This window comes from uncultured Pigmentiphaga sp., from assembly GCF_937950555.1.
Classification (GTDB): Bacteria; Pseudomonadota; Gammaproteobacteria; order Burkholderiales; family Burkholderiaceae_B; genus Pigmentiphaga.
In genome coordinates, this window is record NZ_CALFCW010000010.1 from 55,258 (window position 1) to 73,918 (window position 18,661).

At 63.4% G+C, this 18,661-nt stretch carries 14 protein-coding genes; 9 read left to right on the forward strand and 5 right to left on the reverse strand.

Annotation, left to right across the window (positions count from 1 at the left end; all coding sequences use genetic code 11):
- Positions 1 to 48 precede the first annotated feature (48 nt).
- The 6 genes from Q0319_RS01405 to Q0319_RS01430 are packed head-to-tail and all read left to right on the forward strand — an operon-like array spanning position 49 to position 7,240.
- Entirely contained in the window at positions 49 to 1,512 is a 1,464-nt protein-coding gene (locus Q0319_RS01405) for a UbiD family decarboxylase (RefSeq protein ID WP_299450393.1), read from the forward strand.
- A 19-nt stretch (positions 1,513 to 1,531) separates the two neighbouring features.
- Positions 1,532 to 2,395: a xanthine dehydrogenase family protein subunit M gene (locus Q0319_RS01410; protein ID WP_299450395.1), complete on the forward strand. Its 864-nt coding sequence runs from the start codon at positions 1,532 to 1,534 to the stop codon at positions 2,393 to 2,395.
- Between the two features lie 16 nt (positions 2,396 to 2,411).
- Positions 2,412 to 2,891: a (2Fe-2S)-binding protein gene (locus Q0319_RS01415; protein WP_299450398.1), complete on the forward strand. Its 480-nt coding sequence runs from the start codon at positions 2,412 to 2,414 to the stop codon at positions 2,889 to 2,891.
- Positions 2,891 to 5,251 (forward strand): xanthine dehydrogenase family protein molybdopterin-binding subunit, encoded by a 2,361-nt coding sequence (locus Q0319_RS01420; protein ID WP_299450401.1) that lies wholly within the window; start codon positions 2,891 to 2,893, stop codon positions 5,249 to 5,251. The genes Q0319_RS01415 and Q0319_RS01420 overlap by 1 nt, the downstream gene beginning before the upstream one ends.
- Complete coding sequence (locus Q0319_RS01425) at positions 5,248 to 6,237, forward strand: tripartite tricarboxylate transporter substrate binding protein (protein ID WP_299450404.1); 990 nt, start codon at positions 5,248 to 5,250, stop codon at positions 6,235 to 6,237. The genes Q0319_RS01420 and Q0319_RS01425 overlap by 4 nt, the downstream gene beginning before the upstream one ends.
- A gap of 22 nt (positions 6,238 to 6,259) precedes the next feature.
- Positions 6,260 to 7,240, forward strand: a complete 981-nt coding sequence (locus Q0319_RS01430; protein ID WP_299450407.1) for a tripartite tricarboxylate transporter substrate binding protein — start codon at positions 6,260 to 6,262, stop codon at positions 7,238 to 7,240.
- 106 nt (positions 7,241 to 7,346) lie between these two features.
- On the opposite strand, the gene Q0319_RS01435 is transcribed toward Q0319_RS01430, so the two are convergent.
- From Q0319_RS01435 to Q0319_RS01445, 3 genes are all read right to left on the reverse strand, one after another.
- Entirely contained in the window at positions 7,347 to 8,570 is a 1,224-nt protein-coding gene (locus Q0319_RS01435; protein WP_296464821.1) for a LysR family transcriptional regulator, read from the reverse strand.
- A 164-nt stretch (positions 8,571 to 8,734) separates the two neighbouring features.
- Positions 8,735 to 9,379: a cysteine hydrolase gene (locus Q0319_RS01440; RefSeq protein ID WP_296464819.1), complete on the reverse strand. Its 645-nt coding sequence runs from the start codon at positions 9,377 to 9,379 to the stop codon at positions 8,735 to 8,737.
- A gap of 15 nt (positions 9,380 to 9,394) precedes the next feature.
- A complete protein-coding gene (locus Q0319_RS01445; RefSeq protein WP_296464816.1) occupies positions 9,395 to 9,928 on the reverse strand; it encodes a 3-hydroxybutyryl-CoA dehydratase in 534 nt (177 codons plus the stop codon).
- A gap of 245 nt (positions 9,929 to 10,173) precedes the next feature.
- Between Q0319_RS01445 and Q0319_RS01450 the strand changes: the two genes are divergently transcribed.
- A complete protein-coding gene (locus Q0319_RS01450; protein WP_299450412.1) occupies positions 10,174 to 11,148 on the forward strand; it encodes a tripartite tricarboxylate transporter substrate binding protein in 975 nt (324 codons plus the stop codon).
- Positions 11,149 to 11,179: 31 nt separating this feature from the next.
- Here Q0319_RS01450 and Q0319_RS01455 read toward each other — a convergent pair whose 3' ends face one another.
- Positions 11,180 to 12,196 carry a 2OG-Fe(II) oxygenase family protein gene (locus tag Q0319_RS01455; protein WP_296464810.1) on the reverse strand — a complete coding sequence of 339 codons (1,017 nt, stop codon included), beginning with the start codon at positions 12,194 to 12,196 and terminating at the stop codon, positions 11,180 to 11,182.
- 554 nt (positions 12,197 to 12,750) lie between these two features.
- On the opposite strand from Q0319_RS01455, the gene Q0319_RS01460 reads away from it, so the two are divergent.
- Both Q0319_RS01460 and Q0319_RS01465 read left to right on the forward strand, forming a co-directional pair.
- Entirely contained in the window at positions 12,751 to 13,776 is a 1,026-nt protein-coding gene (locus Q0319_RS01460) for an ABC transporter substrate-binding protein (protein WP_296464808.1), read from the forward strand.
- Positions 13,773 to 14,282 carry a nucleoside deaminase gene (locus Q0319_RS01465; protein WP_299450415.1) on the forward strand — a complete coding sequence of 170 codons (510 nt, stop codon included), beginning with the start codon at positions 13,773 to 13,775 and terminating at the stop codon, positions 14,280 to 14,282. Before Q0319_RS01460 ends, Q0319_RS01465 begins: the two co-directional genes overlap by 4 nt.
- Positions 14,283 to 14,397: 115 nt before the next feature.
- Here the strand turns inward: Q0319_RS01465 and rpoC are convergent, their stop codons facing one another.
- On the reverse strand, positions 14,398 to 18,651 hold the full coding sequence (rpoC, locus tag Q0319_RS01470) for a DNA-directed RNA polymerase subunit beta' (RefSeq protein WP_299450418.1): 4,254 nt from the start codon (positions 18,649 to 18,651) through the stop codon (positions 14,398 to 14,400).
- Positions 18,652 to 18,661: the final 10 nt, after the last annotated feature.

The following is an 18,661-nucleotide window of genomic DNA, read 5'->3' on the forward strand; positions in this document are numbered from 1 at the left end:
CCTCGTTGTCCAAGCCCCATTCATTCATTTCCTGACACAGAATCAGCTATGACAAACCACCAAGAAGGCAAGACGGCCACCTCCTCCGCGCCCAGGCAAGACCTGCGGGCCTGGCTTCGCGAGATGGATGAGCTGGGAGAAATCCAGCACATTGTGGGTGCCGACCGTGAGCGGGAAATCGGAGGCATCGTCGACATCTATCAACGCAAGATCGGCAATCGCGCGGTGCTATTCGACGAAATACCCGGATACCCCAAGGGACACCGCGTGCTGGCCAACATATTGACCTCGGTACGCAGGATCAACCGTACGCTGGGCCTACCCGTCGATGGCTCCGAGATCGAGCTGGTGCAGTACTGGCGCAAGTACATGAAGGAGTCCAAGACCATTCCTCCAGTCGAGGTCCAGGCTGGCCCCATTCTCGAGAACGTCTACACCGGCGACGAGATCGACTTGTTCAAGATCCCCGTGCCGAAGTGGCATGAGCACGACGGGGGCTACTACATCGGCACCGGCGACATGGTCATCATGCGCGATCCCGATACCGGATGGATCAACTACGGCGCCTACCGCGTACAGGCGCACGACAAGAAAATCGCGACGGTCATGTGCTCTAAGGGGAAACACGGCGACATGATTCAGCGCAAGTACCACGAGCGCGGACTCCCCTGCCCCGTCGTGGTGGTCGCTGGCATGCACCCGGCGCTGTTCATGATCGCCGGGCTGGAGATCCCTCACGGCAAGAACGAATTCGACGCGGCCGGAGGCTTGATCGAGGAGCCGGTCCAAGTCATCAAGGGGCCGAAGACCGGCTTGCCTATTCCCGCCTACGCCGAAATTGCGTTCGAAGGCTTCATTTACCCGAACGAGAAGATTGACGAAGGGCCTTTGGGCGAGTGGACGGGGTATTACGCCGGGGGCCTCAAGAAGGAGCCTGTGATTCACGTCGAAACGCTCATGACGCGCGACGATCCCATTCTATTGGGAGCCATTCCCGGGATTCCTCCCGACGATGACTCCTTCTATCGCGGCTCATACCGGTCAGGTGCGGTGTGGAATCAACTCGAAGCCGCCGGGGTGCCCGAGGTCAAGGGCGTTTGGGCGCATGCGGCTGGCGGCAGCCGGCTCTGGCTGACGGTCGCGATCAAACAGCAATATGCAGGCCACGCAAAACAAGCCGGATTGATCGCATCGCAGTGTCACGCGGGCGCCTACGTCAACCGCTTCGTTGTCGTCGTCGATGACGACATCAACCCCGCCGACATGGACAAGGTGATTTGGGCCATGTGCACGCGCTTCGATCCGAGAGAGGACATGGAAGTCCTTCGTGGCTGCTGGAGTTCAGCGCTGGACCCCATGGCTTATTCGGAAAAGGATCCTCGCAACGCCCGGGTAGTCATCGATGCATGCAAGCCCTTCCTGCGGCGCGACACATTCCCGATCGTCGTGCGCGCAAGCGAGGAGCTGGAGAAGGAAGTACGCGCCAAATTCGGACGATACCTCCCCAACTAAAGCGCTGGCCGAGGAAACGATGAAGTTACCTTCATTCGAGTATCGACGTCCCACTTCGTTGGAGGAAGCGGTAGCCATCCTGTCTGAACAGGGGGGCGGCGCCAAACTGCTCGCCGGAGGCCAAAGCCTGATTCCTATCATGGCGTTTCGACTTGCCAACCCCACGGTGCTCGTGGACTTGGGCCGGATCCCAGGCCTGCGCGGCATCGAGATCGATGACACCGGGGTTCATATCGGCGCCATGACACGCTGGCGCGATATTGAGAACGACTCACGCCTAGCCGGGGCCTGCCCCTTGGTCACCGCGGCGGTAGGGCACATCGCGCATTACCAGATTCGCAACCGGGGGACGATAGGTGGCAATCTTTCCCATGCCGACCCAGCTTCCGAAATGCCTGGCGTCGCGGTAGCCTGCGACGCCAGGCTCGAGGTCGTCGGCCCATCGGGAACCCGCTACGTGGAGGCGCAGGACTTCTTCACCGGAACACTGAGCACCTGCTTGGCTTACGACGAAATCCTGCGGGCCGTGCACTTTCCGTCGTGGCCAGGGAGGCGGCGGTGGGCGTTCGAGGAATTCGCGCTCCGACGCGGCGACTTCGCCTATGCCGGCATCGCGCTTTCGTATGACGAAGCCGACGCCGGCCTCGCGAGCAATGTCCGGGTCGCGGTGATCGGCGCGACTGACATACCGCGCCGGCTGCCCAGTGTCGAGGCCGCAATCGCCGGCCATCGCGTGGACGGCAGCCTCATCGAAGAGGCTGCTCAAATCGCCGCCGCTTCAGTCTCACCGCCCGACGACATCCACGCCAGCGCCGACTACCGTCGCGCCCTGGTCGCCACCCTCGTCTCGCGGGCACTCACCGCTGCCGCTAACCGGTCCTGACCCTAGAGGATCACGCATGAACGTGCTTTTCGAAGTAAACGGCTGCAAAGTCGACGTCGACGTCACCCCGCGCACGACGCTGTGCGACTGCTTGCGCAATGAATTGGGGCTGACAGGCACCCATGCAGGCTGCGAACACGGCGTTTGCGGCGCGTGCACTGTCATCGTGGACGGCACCGCCGTTCGCTCGTGCCTGATGCTCGCCGTCCAGGCCGAAGGCAGCTCGGTCACTACGGTGGAAGGGCTCGCCAAGGACGAAGAGCTTTCCCCGCTTCAGCACGCCTTCCGCAAACATCATGCCTTGCAATGCGGTTTCTGCACGCCCGGGATGCTAACGACGCTGCACGCACTGCTCACGGAGGATCCGTGGGTGGACGAAGATCGCATACGAGACGTCCTATCGGGCAACCTGTGCCGCTGTACAGGCTATCTGCCCATCATCGAGGCAGCCTTGGACGCTCGTACTTATTACCAGCAGGCCGCAGGGGAACGCTGATGGAACGTGCGGACGATTTTCTCGCCAGGGAGATCCGGGACGAGGTCAGCTCGCCCGTCACTGCAGACGGCGCTGTTGGGAACAGCGCCGCCGGCTATGTCGGCCGCCCGGTCGAGCGCGTCGAAGACGAACGTTTCGTGCGTGGACAGGGCTGCTACATCGGCGACCTCAACCGGAAAGGCCAATGGCATGCCGCCATCGTTCGGTCGACCTATCCGCACGGCATGCTTCGAGGCATTGATGCCTCGGCCGCGTTGGCAATTCCTGGCGTACGGGCCGTTATCACGGCCACTGACCTCGCCGCCGAGATTCCTACCATCCCGTTCCGCCGACCGAACCCGACCATCGCGCCCTATGCCCAACCCGTCATCGCCAGCGAGCGCGTCCGTTACGTCGGCGAGCCGGTCGCCATGGTGCTCGCCGACACGGCCGAGCTCGCTGAGGATGCGCTGGCTGAAGTGCTGGTGGACATTGAACCGCTTCCGCCCGTAGTAGACACGAAAACCTCCGCCGCCGGTGGGACGCTCTTATTCCCCGACACAGGTAGCAACATCGCGTCCGTCTTCACGGCAGCATGCGGCGATGCAGACTCGGCATTCGCTCGGGCGCCCTACGTGCGCCGGGAGCGCTTCAGTACCCAGCGGCAGACCGCCATGCCCATGGAGACACGCGGCCTGCTCGCCGAATGGGATGACACGCGCCAACACCTTTCTATCTGGGGCGCCGCCAAACTGCCCTTCTTCAACCGCCGCGCCATGGCGCAAATGATGAACCTGCCTGAACACGCGGTGGACTATATCGAGCTCGACGTCGGTGGCGGCTTCGGGGCCCGAGGCGAGTTCTACCCCGAGGACTTCTTGGTCGCATTCGCCGCCCGGAAATTCGGCAGGCCCGTCAAGTGGATCGAGGATCGGCGCGAACACTTCCTTGCCATCGCCCACGCACGCGAGATGGAGGCCGAGCTGGAAATCGCCTGTGAACTGGACGGCACCGTCATCGGCATACGGGGCACGATTGACGTCAATATCGGCGCTTACGTGCGGCCCAATGGCATGACCCCCGTGCGCAACGTATCGCAATTCCTTGCCGGTCCATATTTGGTTCCGAATATTCATTTCGAGGCCCGAGCCATTACGACCAACAAGACGCCCGCGGGCACCTATCGCGGCCCTGGGCGCTATGAAGGCTGCTTCTTCTGCGAGCGGCTGATGGAGCTTGCCGCCAAGGATCTCGGGGTGGATCGGGTGGCCATGCGCCGTCGCAATCTCCTTACATCGGAGCACATGCCCCATCCCCTGCCTACGGTGCTGCCCAACGACGGCTTCGCCGAAACCGCCTGCGACAGCGGCGACTATCGCACAGCCTTTGACCGCTGCCTGCAGGAATTCGGCTGGGACGACAAGGCGTCGTTGGCCGGACAGCTGGTAGACGGGCATTACCACGGCCTGGCCGTAGGCTGTTTTATCGAAGGCGGTGCATCGGGCCCCCGCGAGCATGCCCGCGCCGCCCTTGAGGAGGACGGCACGGTGGCGGTCTACGTCGGGTCGTCATCTATCGGCCAAGGCGTGGAAACCGTCATGGCACAGATCGCGGCAGACACGCTCGAGATCCCGCTCCAACGCGTGCGCGTCTATCACGGCTCGACGACATACTTGAAAGACGGTTTCGGCTCTTACGGCTCACGGGCCACCGTCATGGGCGGCTCGGCCGTCATGATCGCAGCGCGCCACCTGCTGGCTGCTTTTCGCGAAGCCGCCGCCGCCCGTCTCGGATGCAATCCGCTGGAGCTGACGGTCACCGCAGGAAAAGCCATCGCCCCCGACGGGCAGAGTGTGTCCTTGTTCGAGTTTGCCGGCTCCGAGCGCTTCGACAGCGAGGCGTCGTTCAGCAACTCCAAGGCCACTTACACCTTCGGCACGGCCGCGGCCCACGTCAAGGTAGATCCGCAAACCGGCCGGGTCGAGGTGCTCGACTACCTCGTGGTCGACGACGTGGGACGCGTGATCAACCCCCTGACGCTACATGGACAGGTGACCGGAGCCGCCGTGCAAGGCATGGGCAGTGTATTCACCGAACACTTGGCTTACGACGAGAACGGCCAGCTTCTGGTGGGGTCGCTCGCCGACTACATGATCCCGCTGGCCACCGACTTTCCGAACGTACGCGGCATTTCACTCGAAATGTTCCCGTCGCCGAACAACCCGCTCGGGGCAAAGGGCGCCGGTGAAGGCGGAATCATCCCGGTAGGCGGCGTCATCACCAACGCCATCGCCAATGCTCTGTCGTCGCTGAACGTGGAGCCTCGCGATCTTCCACTATCGCCCCCCCGCCTGTGGCAACTGATAAGGAGCCGATCATGAAGATGTCACGACGTGCCGCCGCTTCCACCATCCTGGCAATGCTAGCCGCTCCGACCAGCTTGACAGCGTGGGGAGCCGCTGACGCCTGGCCGACGAGAACCGTGCGGATCATCGCGACCAGCCCTCCGGGCGGCTCCATCGACATGCTTGCCCGCCTCGTGGCCGAAGAGTGCTCCAAGACCTTCGGCCAGCCCTTCGTGGTGGAAAATCACAACGGCGCGAACGGCACCGTCGGAGCAAACCGGGTGGTCAAGGCGGCGCCCGAGGGATACGACTTCTTTGTCACCATTCCGGGCGTCTTCGCGATCAATCAGTATCTGTACTCTAACCTTCCGTTCGATACGGCGAAGGATATCGAACCCGTCGCATATCTCGGCAGTGCTCCCTTGGTCCTCGTCGTACCCAGCGCTGCGCCGCCCAAGACGTTCGCCGAATTCCTCTCCTGGGTACGGGCGCATCCCGGAAAGTTCGCCTATTCCTCGCAAGGCGTCGGCAACACGGGCCACCTGGCGATGGAATTGCTCAAGCAAATGGCAGGCCTGGACATCCTACACGTTCCCTACAAGGGCTCTGCCGCCGCGCTCAACGATCTGCTGGCGGGCAACGTGCAGATGACACTGCTCAACGCCCCCAGCGCGCTGCCCCACATCCAAAAGGGTACCTTGCGCGCCTTGGCGGTATCTGAAAAAAAACGCCTCGCCAGCCTGCCCGACGTACCGACCATCGACGAAGCCGGGGTACCCGGTTACGAGGTCATTCCATGGTGGGGCCTGGGAACACGAACGGGCGTGCCAAGAGAAATCATCGACAAAATGAACGCCGCAGCCACGCGCGCGATGACCCGGCCCGAAAACCAGCAACGACTGGAGGCGGCGAGCATTATTTTCTCGCCCAAGTCTCCCGACGCGTTCAAGGCCTTTGTCGCGGAAGAAAGCCACAAGTGGGGCGCCATCGTCAAGGCGTCCGGCGCCAAAGCCACCGACTGACCCTATCTTGCCGAGGATCTCGATGTCCCGCTTTACGACCAAGCTGCTTTCGGCCCTAGCCGCCCTCTTCGCGTTTTCTGCTGCGAGCCCGGCCGCTGCCGCCTTCCCCACCCGTCCCGTCACCATCGTTGTGCCCTATCCAGTCGGCGGAGCCACCGATACGCTGGCGCGTGCAATCGGCCAGAAGATGGGAGAGTCGCTCAAGCAGCCCATCGTGGTGGAAAACCGCGCCGGCAATAGCGGCTTCATTGGCATATCCCAGGTCGCACGATCCCCTGCTGACGGCTACACCATTCTTTTTGGCGCGGTGGCCGACGCCGCCATCTATCAGGCGGCCTCGACCACGCCTCCGGCAGCAGACTTGCAAAAAGACTTTGCAGCCATTGCGGGCGTAGCCACCGCGCCGCATCTTCTCGTCGTCCCCAGCACGCTGCCGGTAAACAACTTGCGTGAACTCATCGACTATCTCAAGGCCGCCCCGGGAAAGTACAACTATGCATCGATCGGGGTCGGTACGCTATCCCAACTCGAACCCGAACTGCTCTCCCTCACGACGGGCGTGCAAGTCGTGCACGTACCGTACAAGGGCGGCGCACAGGCGTTGATGGAGCTGATCGCCGGCAACTCCTCACTGATGTTCCTGAGCGGCCCCAACGCGATGCCCCAATTCAAGGCGAACAAGATCAAGCTCCTCGCCGTGGCGTCCGACAAGCGCCTTGCCATGTTCCCGGACGTACCCACCATTGCAGAAAGCGGCGTGTCGGGTTTTGACGCGCGCAACCTATTCGGCTTCTTCGCCCCCAAGAATACGCCTTCCAACGTCATCGAAACCTTGGCGCAGGCCATGAAAGACGCCCTCGCCGACGCGGGGTTGCGCAAGCGGCTCGAAGAACAAGGGCTGCAACCCGCCTACTCCGGGCCCCGGGAGTTCCGTCAACAGACCGACGCGGACTTCGCATTCTTCACGAACGTCGTCAAGAGGGCGGACATCCGGCTGGATTGATCGCATTGCCTACCTACGGCGTCGCCCATTGGAGACGCCGCTTCCAGTGCACGCGAGGGATCGCCCCGCCAGGCTCGCAGCCCCCCAGCGCGGCAGCACAGGCGCGCTACGCGTCGGCAAGGGCTTCGTTCTGGCAAATCCGGCGCACGGCGTCCATCAACAGCTTTGCGCCCGGTGACGAATGCTCGGGGGATCGACGCAGAATGCCTATCGGCCGTTCTGTGCCTGGCAAGCTTACGGGCAGCGTGATCAGGCTCCCTGCTTTCAGCTCGTACGAGAACAGCTGGCGGGAGGCCGCCGTGATCATGTCGGTCTCGAGCAGTAGGCCGCGGATGACGGAAATATCCGAAGACTCCACCGCCACGCGCGGCTCTGCCACACCTTGCTGCGCCAGGCACGAGTTCAGCGCCTCCCGGCTCGGCGTCCCGGGGCGCGACAAAATCCAGGGCGTATCGAGCAGGTCCGACAAGTCCAGGGATGGCGCCGCCGCCAGTGGGTGGTCGGACCGGGCGATGACAGCCATGGGCTCGCTCACCAACTCCTCGACGACGAGGCCGTTTTCCACCGGATCGAGCGGCAGCGCGCCCGTCAGGAAATCCACGTCTCCTAGCCTGAGGCCGGTGATCATCACCTCCATGGGGGCTTCCAGGGTACGCACCTGTAGATGGGGATGCTGGCGCAAGACCTCCCCGATCGCCGCGGGAAGCACATAGGGCCGCGAGAATGGGAGCGCGCCTACCACCACGAGTCCATCGACCACGCCTTCCAAGGCGGAAATTTCACCGTCCGCCAGGCGCAAAAGCGCCAGCGCCCGCTTGACGTGCTCCATCAGCAGTTCGCCGCACTCGTTCAACGCAACGCCCGTATGAGCACGATCGAACAACGGGATACCTACGCTGGACTCGATGTCGTAGAGCGCCATGCTTGCCGCCGGCTGGGAAATGCCGACCGTGGCAGCCGCCGTGCTAATGTGCTTGCGCTCGGCAAAAGCAAAGAGGAGCTCCAAACGCCTTTCATGCACAGACAGCGAGAAAAACGGGGCTGCCCTGAGGCGCGCCGCACATGCCGGATGCCGCTCGGTCAAGACCACGCAAGCACGTTGCAACTCGGCAAAGGCCTCCTCGGTACGCCGGGCCAGCACCTGGCCGTATTTCGTGAGCAGCCACTGGCGCGGGCCTCTCTCGAACAGCGACACGCCGAACCAAGACTCCAGTTCTTGGATGGACCGTGAAACCGCCGATTGGGCACGCCGCAGCTCCTCGCTGGCCCGGGACAGGTTGCCGTGGCGTACGACCGCCATGAACGGCTTGAGATGTTTGACGTGCAGCATGGACGACGGCTCACTCAGCTCAATACCTCAGAATCCAGCTATCCGGCAGTCCAGACTGGGGCAACCACCGGCTCACGCGGTACTAGGTAATTATTACAGGCGATCAGTCATCTGCCGCGATGAATGCCTCACCCCGCGAGACAATCGGATTCTGGACGGGCGCCTCACATAGCCGAACGTTCCCACTCCTGCACCAACTCGGCGGACGACACCACGGCCCCGAAGTTGACGCGGACGCTGGACAGCGTGCCTTCGTGCCCGGCACGGTTACCGCTGCCTACGCAGTCTTCGGCCAAGACGATGTGGTAGCCAAGAATGAAGCCGTGGCGCAGGGTGGAATCCACGCAGACATTGGTTGCTACGCCGGTCATGATGAGCGTCCGGATACCGCGGGCCTGCAGCTGGCCATGCAGGGAGGTCTGGTGAAAGCCGCTGAACGTATGCTTGTCGACCACGAGGTCCCCTTCCTGGGGGCGAATGCGAAAAAAATCCGCCCCCCACGTTCCCTCCAGGCAGCAACCCTCGTCTTCTCGCATTGCGATGTGGGCCTCGGCCAGGTACTTGAAGTCGTATAGCGACCGCAGCCACGCCACCGTCGCGCCAGCCCGGCGCGCGGCCTGCGCCAGGACGTCAATGCGATCCGCGATCCGTTCGTTCTCCTCGACCTGGATCGGGTGTTTGCCGCTCTCCGCACGTTTCCGCTGCAGGTAACCGCCGCGCGCGCAAAAATCGTTCTGCATGTCGACGATGAGCAGCGCCGTCTGGGCGGGCTGCACTTTCTCCTGCCACGTGCGAGGAATGTGGTCCATGAGTGCTCCGCCGGGTCAACGTTCTGGCATCACCGTCCCGCACTTCTTACAGGTGCGAAACGCCAGCGACCCCCAAAAATTCTCGTACGCCCGGGACACCGGGTCCGCGCCGTAATCGCTAACGACGAAGGTTTCCTCATGGAGCAGGTGATCGCAGGAGGGGCAGAACCAATGAAACCGATCGACTTCTCCCGGTCGGCGCTTACGCTCGATGACGAGTTGAAATGCGTCCGGTGCGAAACGCGGCGAATGCGGCACCATGGGCGGCTGGTAAAGGCAGTGGCCCTCCGGTACCACCGCTACTTTCTCCACGCCTTCGGGCGTACGGTAATGCAGGTGCAAGTCGCCCTTCAGCGAATACTGCATTTCGTGGCTGGGATTCAGGTGGAACTCACTGCGATACTCGCGGCCGCGCGCAACGAAGCAGAGGCAGTCGTCGTCCTGCCACAGCGGATACGTCCTGCGCTCATCCGTGCTGCTCAGGTAATCCATGATTTCCTGCAGGTCGACCTGGGGCATCGGCCACTGCAAGCTCGGGAAAATCTTCATTTGGCTATCCCTCAAGAAAGTCGGTTCCTATTCTCGGCTCCGCGACCTGGGAAGAACTAGCGTCGATGGCTTCTGCGTGGGGCGAAAAAGCTTATGGTGAGCTCCCCCGCTTGGCCGGAAGCAACAAAATGCTTTTACTCACCCCGAAAGCACTTATGCCCGGGCCACAGTTTGGCCTGTCGGTGGCACAGTTGCCCACGATGCCGCACGCCGGCTCGATCGACTGGACTATGGGACGCACGACCATGAGAAAACAGATTCTTGTCGCGCTGCTCGGGGCAACATTGATGGCGATCGCCTCGATCGGCCACGCTCAAACCTATCCGACCAGGCCGGTCAGAATCGTCACTACCTTCCCGGTAGGCGCAGGACCGGACGTCGCGCTGCGACTCGTGGCGGACAAGCTGGCCCAAAAATGGGGGCAGCCTGTCATGGTAGAAAACAAGCCTGGCGGTAACGGCTTCATCGCCGTGGATGCGGTCAAGCGCAGTCCTGCGGATGGCTACACCCTGATCCAGATGGACAACTCGCAAACCAGCGCCCATCCCTCTCTGTTCAAGCATCTCCCCTACGACTTGATGCGCGACTTTGAGCCGCTCACGCCAATGCTGCGCAACTACTTCTTCATGGTGGTGCCGGGCGACAGCCCCTACAAGACGACGGGAGACCTGCTTGCGGCGGCCCGCGCCCAGCCCGGTGCGATCACTTACGGCTCTTGGTTCGTAGGCAGCCCGGGACACATCGGGGGCGCCATGCTGGAAGATGGCGCAGGTGTGAAAATGATGCACGTGCCCTACAAGGACATGGGGCAGCTCTACGCGGCGGTCGCCAACAAGGAACTGGCATGGGCATTCGGCAGCGGCGGCAGCGCCGGGCCGCTCCAGCGGGCAGGCAAGGTCCGCTTCATGTCGGTTTCAGCGCCCTCGCGATTGGCCGGATTTCCCGACGTTCCGACCGTCCGCGAGTCCGGCGGCCCACCCGACTTCGAGCTCGTCGCGTCCGTCGGACTGCTCGCGCCCAAGGGCATTCCCGCTGCCATCGCCGACAAGGTTTCGACAGACGTCGCTGAGGTACTGCGCGATCCCGATGTACTGCAGCGTTACGAGGGCATGTTCTATGAACCTTACGCGCTGAGCCGGCCTCAGTACGTGAACGCCTTGACCGAAGAAACCCATCGCTTCGGGCAAGTGCTCAAGAAACTGAACATCACGCTGGATTAAACGAAAAGGGGCGCTGAGCGCCCCTTTTCCCTCAATACCGGTTCGAAAAGTTCGCCGATATCCGCTGCTTGAGGTACTCCGCGGCGGTAATCGGCGGATATTTGCCCGCCGGCCCTTGGACGACAACCTCTTCGTTTGCCTGGCAGAAAAATGCCAGGCTATAGCGCGGCCCCTGGTACTCGTCAGGACGCGGATTGCGCACCCGGTGAAAGTTCGAGGGGAGCAGGTCGTCGCTCCACCGCGTCAGCATATCCCCGATATTGCACGTGATCACGCCTTCGACGGGCTCCACGGGCGTCCATGCCCGGCTCTCCATTTCCTTGCCCGGCAACACCTGCAGGCCGCCCTGCCCGGCTCGCTGGAATAGCAGCGTCAGGCAATCGTAATCAGTGTGCGCACCGGCCCGCCACAGCCCCAGTTCACTCTGCAGCGCGGGGTCGACGGCGAAATAATGCAGCATGCGCAGCGTGCTCTGGTACGTCGGGCTGGACGGGTCATGCGCGCGCGTAAAGAAGTCCGGGTCGAAGCCGAGCTTTAGCGCAAAGCAAGACAGCAGGCGCATCCCGACTTCCCAGCACTGGCGCTCGAAGCGCAGGGTGGCCTCCTTGAAGCCGGGCAGTTCGGCCTCGGTCGGCCACAGGCCGTCCATGCGCGGCCGCGTCACTTGGTAGGACTCTTTCTGGTCCGGCGTCTGCGTAGAGGGCCTGATCTGGGCCTTGTGCTCCCATCCTGCGTTGCGGCTCAACGGCCATTGCGCTTTCACTTCGCGCGGCAAGGCGAAGAAATGCTCGGCGCGCACGAAGGCGGCCTCGATGTCGGACAAGGGGATGCCGTGGTTCTTGACCTGGAAGAATCCGATCTCCGTGGCAGCCTGCCAGATTTCATCGGCGATCTCCGCCTTGCGCCGATCGAAATCCGAGATGTCGATGATGCGGATCTCCCGCGGGGCCTCGAGCCCCATGCCTCCCATGCGGGACTCTTTTTCGAGTTCCCCCAAAGCGTAGGTGGAAGGCGTTTTCGAAGCGGGCGTGGCATTCGTGGTTTGCATAAGAGTCCTCGTCGAACAGGGACACCGACCACTTGCCGGCAATCAGCGCGGGGCGGTCGTGTCGGACTTGAAGGATGTGGCGGCCTCGCTGCGGGCAAAACCCCCGCCGCGCGACCTCTTCAAGAGCAATGACCCGCCAACCGCACCGGCAGCTGCCGGACGATTGCGCTGAACGCTTCTACTCTCGAAGCCGACCGATGCAAGAATCGAACCAAGTGCCTTCTCCTGGCAGCCCGCGACGTCGGTCGCGCCACCGTTCACCAAGCTTGTGCGCCACGCACCGGAAGCAGCCGCGCTGCACCATGCCACGACAAGAAGACGCTGGCCCGAATCATCCCAGGCGGCCCCTCGCAGGCGGGACGGTAGTCGGCCGGCGTCCCGGCATCCCGGCAGGGAGGTCGATGGCACACCCTTTGCTTGTTTCCCTGCAGAGTAGAAGCGTTCAGCGACGGCCGTCCCATCGCCTGCCGTCGCCCGGAAATTGCTCGAGTCGCGCCGGACAACCTGCTGCAGGCCGTCCGGAGTCCTTCATGTCACGACACGGGATCTCCACTATGAACCGCCGCCAGTTCCTCGCCACGCTTTCTGGTTCCGCCCTCTCTGCCGCATACTCCCGTCCGCTCCTCGCCCAGCCGCGCCTGACTCCGGTCAAGTTCACGCTCGACTTCCGAGTCACCAGCCAGACGTCGCCCTTCTTCCTGGCGCTCGCCAAGGGCTATTACAAGGAAGCGGGATTGGACGTGAGCATCGACGTGGGATCAGGGTCGGTTGCGTCGATCACCCGCGTGGCAAGCGGCGCTTACGATTTGGGCCTGGGCGACATCAGTTCGCTAGTCGAGTTCCACGCCCAGAACGTCGGCGCCCCCGTGCAAGCCATCTACCAGTATTACAATCGCGCGCCTTTCGTCATCATCGGCCGCAAGGACCGTGGCATCACGACCGACTTCGCCAGCCTGAAAGGCAAACGCGTCGCCGCCGCAGCCGTCGAGTCGACCCGCCGCTGCTGGCCGATGGTCGCACGCCAACTCGGCATTTCCCCGGACCTGTTCCAGTGGGCCACCACGGACTTCAGCGCCCGCGACAACGTCATGGTCCGGGGCGACGTCGATGCTGCCACCTACTTCCACGACTCGGCGGTATCACTGTTTGCGCGCATGCCCCTGGAGCGGCTCTCGGTGCTGGAGTATGCCAAGACCGGCCTCAGCCTCTACGGCAATGCCGTCCTGGCAAGCCGCAAGCTCATCGCCGAAAAACCGGAAGTCATCCGGGCTTTCCTCGCAGCCAGCAACCGCGCGCTGGTCGAAACGCTGATCGACCCAGCCCCCGCCCTGGCCGCCATCAAGGCACGCGAACCGATCATCGACCTTGACGTGGAGCGTCAACGTTGGGACATCACGCGGCGCTACCTCCTGACCGACGAAAGCCGCGCCAACGGACTCGGCGGCGTGCGCACCGGCGTCCTGCAGCGCCAGATCGACGAAGTGGTCGAGGTCTTCGACCTGCCCGCCAAGCCGTCACTCGAGCAGATCTTCGACGACCGGCTGCTGCCTGCCGCCGATCAACGCAAGGTGCCGGCATGACGCAGATCGAACTGCCCGCCGAGCAGCCGCTCAATGAGCGCGACGGCCTGTACCTGCGCCGCGCCATCGAGCTCGCCAACGTCGCCAAGACGCGCGGCAATCGTCCCTTCGGCTCGGTGATCGTCGGCGCCGACGGGAAGGTGTTGGCCGAAGCCTGGAACCGAAATGGCGAAAGCGGGGACTGCACCGCGCACGCGGAAACCGAAGCCATCCGCCTCGCCAGTCCCAAATACTCGCGCGACGAGCTCGCCGGCGCGACGATTTATGCATCCGGCGAACCTTGCGTGATGTGCGCAGGCGCGATCTTCTGGGCCAATATCCACCGCGTCGTATTCGGCATCGACGCCGTCCGGCTGCGCGGCTTCCGGGGGGAGCGCCTGGACCAGCGGGACGCCGAGCTCTCGTGCCGGGACGTGTTTGCGGCCTCGCCGACGCACATCGAATGCGTCGGGCCTGCGCTGCTGGACGAAGCGACGGCCCCGCACGAAGGCGCGTGGAAAACCTGAGCGTCCCGCCTCCCGGCGAACCTCACTGACGCCAAAAGAAAAGCCTGGACCGGCATGCGCCGGCCCAGGCTTTTTGTCTTGGCGCGACAGCCCGAAGGCGCCGCGGTCTCGCTGCTTACTCTTGGCTGCCGCCTTCGGGTTCGTCCGCAGCAGGCGTCGAGGTCACCTCGGCGGGGGACTTGAAGATGGTGCTTTCGTCGAACGTGTTGTTCACGTCGGCGAAGACCACTTCGCGTTCCGCAGCCTCTTGGGCTTCCTTCTCCTTGCGGGCGGCATGGTAGGCCATGCCGGTGCCGGCGGGGATCAGGCGTCCCACGATGACGTTTTCCTTGAGGCCGCGCAGCTCGTCCCGCTTGCCCATGATCGCAGCTTCGGTCAGGACGCGCGTGGTTTCCTGGAACGAAGCGGCCGAGATGAACGAGTCGGTCGACAGCGAAGCCTTGGTGATGCCCAGCAGCACGTTTTCGTACGTAGCCGGACGACCGCCGTTGGCGATCACGCGATCGTTCTCGTTGAGCAGCTCGGCTCGCTCGACCTGCTCGCCCGGGATGAACGAGGTGTCGCCCGGATCGACGACGTTCACGCGACGCAGCATCTGGCGCACGATCACTTCAATGTGCTTGTCGTTGATCTTCACGCCTTGCAGGCGATAGACGTCCTGTACTTCGTCGACGATATAGGTCGCCAGCTTCTCGATGCCTTGCAGGCGCAGGATATCGTGGGGATCGGCCGGGCCGTCCACGATCATTTCGCCCTTGTTCACCACTTGGCCGTCGTGCACCAGCACCTGCTTTTCCTTCGGAATCAGGAACTCATGGCTGACGCCGTCCAGGTCAGTGATGACCAGGCGTTGTTTGCCCTTGGTGTCCTTACCGAACGAAACCGTACCGGTGACCTCGGCCAACATGCCGGCGTCCTTGGGAGAGCGGGCTTCGAAAAGCTCGGCCACTCGGGGCAGACCGCCGGTAATGTCGCGGGTCTTTTGCGATTCCTGCGGGATACGCGCCAGCACCTCGCCCACGCCGACCTGCTGGCCGTCGCGCACCGTGATCAGCGCGCCCACCGGGAAGGAGATGCTCACCGAGTGATCGGTGCCGGCAATCTTGACTTCCTCGCCGTTGGCGTCGAGCAGCTTGACCTGCGGACGCACGGTCTGCTTGCTGCTGCGCGTCTTGGGCGTGATGGCGACCAGCGTGGACAGGCCAGTGACTTCGTCCAGCTGGCGAGCCACCGTGACGCCTTCTTCCACGTTCTCGAACTTCACCGTACCTGCGTACTCGGTGATGATCGGGCGGGTCAGCGGGTCCCAGGTCGCCAGCTGCGTGCCGGCCTTGACCACCGTGCCGTCGCCATGCAGCAGGATCGCGCCGTACGGCACCTTGTGGCGCTCGCGCTCCCGGCCGTTGTCGTCCACGATCAGGATTTCGCCCGACCGCGAGATCGCGACCTGCTCACCCTTCGCATTGGTCACGTAGCGCATCGCGCTCGTGAAGCGAACAGTACCGTTGGACTTGGTTTCCACGCCCGAGGCAAGCGCCGCGCGCGAGGCCGCGCCACCGATGTGGAACGTCCGCATGGTCAGCTGCGTACCCGGTTCGCCGATCGACTGGGCAGCGATCACGCCGACCGCCTCGCCCACGTTGACCAGGGTACCGCGGCCGAGATCGCGGCCGTAGCACGCCGCGCACAGGCCATAGCGGGTTTCGCAGGTCAGCGCCGAGCGGACCTTGACTTCGTCGATGCCCAGGCGCTCGATGACTTCCACCGCATCTTCGTCCAGCAGCGTACCGGCTTCGAACACGGTTTCCTGCGTATCCGGATCGACGATGTCAGCGGCCGCGGTACGGCCCAGGATACGGTCGCGCAGCGGCTCGATGACCTCGCCGCCCTCGACCAGCGCCTTCATCGCGAAGCCGGCGGTCGTGCCGCAGTCTTCCTCGGTGATGACCAGGTCTTGCGTCACGTCGACTAGGCGACGGGTCAGGTAACCCGAGTTCGCGGTCTTGAGCGCCGTGTCGGCCAGGCCCTTGCGGGCACCGTGGGTGGAAATGAAGTACTGCAGTACGTTCAACCCTTCGCGGAAGTTCGCGGTAATGGGCGTCTCGATGATGGAGCCGTCCGGCTTGGCCATCAGGCCCCGCATGCCGGCGAGCTGACGAATCTGGGCCGCAGAACCGCGGGCGCCGGAGTCCGCCATCATGTAGATCGAGTTGAACGACTCCTGCCGGGTTTCCTTGCCGTGGCGGTCGACGACGGGCTCGGTCGAGAGCTGTTCCATCATCGCCTTGCCGACGCGGTCGCCGGCCTTGCCCCAGATGTCCACGACGTTGTTGTAGCGTTCCTGGGCGGTCACCAGACCCGACGAGTACTGCTTGTCGATCTCCTTGACCTCTTTGCTGGCCTCGGCCAGGATGGCCTCCTTGGCCGCGGGGATCAGCATGTCGTCCATGCAGATCGAGATGCCGCCGCGCGTGGCCAGGCGGAAGCCGGCCTGCATCAGCTGGTCGGCGAAGATGACCGTCGCGCGCAGTCCGCAGCGACGGAACGACTGGTTGATCAGGCGCGAGATCTCTTTCTTCTTCAGCGGCTTGTTCAACACCGAGAAGGGCAGCCCCTTGGGCAGGATCTCCGACAGAATGGCGCGGCCGGCCGTCGTTTCGTAACGACGCTGCACGGCGCGGAATTCACCGTTCTCGTCGCGCTCGTACTCGGTCAGGCGTACGGTGATGCGCGATTGCAGTTCCACCACCTTGTTCTCATAGGCGCGCACCACTTCGGCCACGTCCATGAAATGCAGGCCCTCGCCCTTGCCGTTGATGCGCTCGCGCGTGGCGTAGTACAGCCCCAGCACGATGTCCTGCGACGGCACGATGGACGGTTCGCCGTTGGCCGGGAACAGCACGTTGTTAGAAGCCAGCATGAGCGTACGGGCTTCCAGCTGCGCTTCGAGCGACAGCGGAACGTGGACGGCCATCTGGTCGCCGTCGAAGTCGGCGTTGAACGCCGCGCACACCAGCGGATGCAGCTGGATCGCCTTGCCTTCGATCAGCACCGGCTCGAACGCCTGGATGCCCAGGCGGTGCAGCGTCGGGGCACGGTTGAGCAGGACCGGGTGCTCGCGGATCACCTCTTCGAGGATGTCCCACACCACCGGCTCTTGCGTTTCCACCAGCTTCTTGGCCGCCTTGATGGTAGTCGCCAGCCCCATCATCTCCAAGCGGTTGAAGATGAAAGGCTTGAACAGCTCGAGCGCCATCAGCTTGGGCAAGCCGCACTGATGCAGCTTGAGCTGCGGGCCCACCACGATCACCGACCGGCCGGAGTAGTCGACGCGCTTACCCAGCAGGTTCTGGCGGAAGCGGCCGCTCTTGCCCTTGATCATGTCGGCCAGAGACTTGAGCGGACGCTTGTTGGCGCCGGTCATGGCCTTGCCGCGGCGGCCGTTGTCGAGCAGCGAGTCGACGGCTTCCTGCAGCATGCGCTTCTCGTTGCGCACGATGATTTCGGGAGCCTTCAGCTCGAGCAGGCGCTTCAGGCGGTTGTTGCGGTTGATGACGCGACGGTAGAGGTCGTTCAGGTCCGAGGTTGCGAAGCGGCCGCCGTCCAGCGGCACGAGCGGACGCAGCTCGGGCGGCAGCACGGGCAGCACTTCGAGAATCATCCACTCGGGCTTGATGCCGGACTTCTGGAAGCCCTCCAGCACCTTCAGGCGCTTGGAGATCTTCTTGATCTTGGCATCGGAGCTCGTGGCCTGCAGATCGGCGCGCAGCGTTTCGATTTCGCGATTGATGTCGATCGTGCGCAGCAGTTCGCGCACGGCCTCGGCACCCATCACGGCGCGGAAATCATCGCCGTACTCTTCCGTCTTGGCCAGGAAGTCATCTTCCGACATGATCTGGCCGCGCTTGAGCGGCGTCATGCCCGGATCGATGACGCAATAGGCTTCGAAGTAGAGCACGCGCTCAATGTCGCGCAGCGTCATGTCGAGCACCATGCCCAGGCGCGACGGCAGCGACTTCAAGAACCAGATGTGGGCGACCGGGCTGGCCAGCTCGATGTGGCCCATGCGCTCGCGGCGCACCTTGGCCAGGGTGACCTCGACGCCGCACTTCTCGCAGATCACGCCGCGGTGCTTGAGGCGCTTGTATTTGCCGCACAAGCACTCGTAGTCCTTGATGGGGCCGAAGATCTTGGCGCAGAACAGCCCGTCGCGTTCGGGCTTGAACGTACGATAGTTGATCGTCTCGGGCTTCTTGACCTCCCCGAACGACCACGACCGGATCTTCTCCGGGGATGCAATGCCAATGCGAATGGCGTCGAACTGTTCTTCTTGCGTGACTTGCTTGAACAGATCCAGCAGCGCTTTCATGGCGACTCCT

Excerpts from the sequence above, each read along its gene's own strand:
- Q0319_RS01405 (WP_299450393.1), top strand. The coding sequence starts at position 49 with ATGACAAACCACCAAGAAGGCAAGACGGCCACCTCCTCCGCGCCCAGG.
- Q0319_RS01465 (WP_299450415.1), top strand. The coding sequence starts at position 13,773 with ATGACGCAGATCGAACTGCCCGCCGAGCAGCCGCTCAATGAGCGCGAC.
- Q0319_RS01410 (WP_299450395.1), top strand. The coding sequence starts at position 1,532 with ATGAAGTTACCTTCATTCGAGTATCGACGTCCCACTTCGTTGGAGGAA.
- Q0319_RS01440 (WP_296464819.1), bottom strand. The coding sequence starts at position 9,379 with ATGGACCACATTCCTCGCACGTGGCAGGAGAAAGTGCAGCCCGCCCAG.
- Q0319_RS01450 (WP_299450412.1), top strand. The coding sequence starts at position 10,174 with ATGAGAAAACAGATTCTTGTCGCGCTGCTCGGGGCAACATTGATGGCG.
- Q0319_RS01460 (WP_296464808.1), top strand. The coding sequence starts at position 12,751 with ATGAACCGCCGCCAGTTCCTCGCCACGCTTTCTGGTTCCGCCCTCTCT.
- rpoC (WP_299450418.1), bottom strand. The coding sequence starts at position 18,651 with ATGAAAGCGCTGCTGGATCTGTTCAAGCAAGTCACGCAAGAAGAACAG.
- Q0319_RS01425 (WP_299450404.1), top strand. The coding sequence starts at position 5,248 with ATGAAGATGTCACGACGTGCCGCCGCTTCCACCATCCTGGCAATGCTA.
- Q0319_RS01435 (WP_296464821.1), bottom strand. The coding sequence starts at position 8,570 with ATGCTGCACGTCAAACATCTCAAGCCGTTCATGGCGGTCGTACGCCAC.
- Q0319_RS01420 (WP_299450401.1), top strand. The coding sequence starts at position 2,891 with ATGGAACGTGCGGACGATTTTCTCGCCAGGGAGATCCGGGACGAGGTC.
- Q0319_RS01455 (WP_296464810.1), bottom strand. The coding sequence starts at position 12,196 with ATGCAAACCACGAATGCCACGCCCGCTTCGAAAACGCCTTCCACCTAC.
- Q0319_RS01430 (WP_299450407.1), top strand. The coding sequence starts at position 6,260 with ATGTCCCGCTTTACGACCAAGCTGCTTTCGGCCCTAGCCGCCCTCTTC.
- Q0319_RS01415 (WP_299450398.1), top strand. The coding sequence starts at position 2,412 with ATGAACGTGCTTTTCGAAGTAAACGGCTGCAAAGTCGACGTCGACGTC.
- Q0319_RS01445 (WP_296464816.1), bottom strand. The coding sequence starts at position 9,928 with ATGAAGATTTTCCCGAGCTTGCAGTGGCCGATGCCCCAGGTCGACCTG.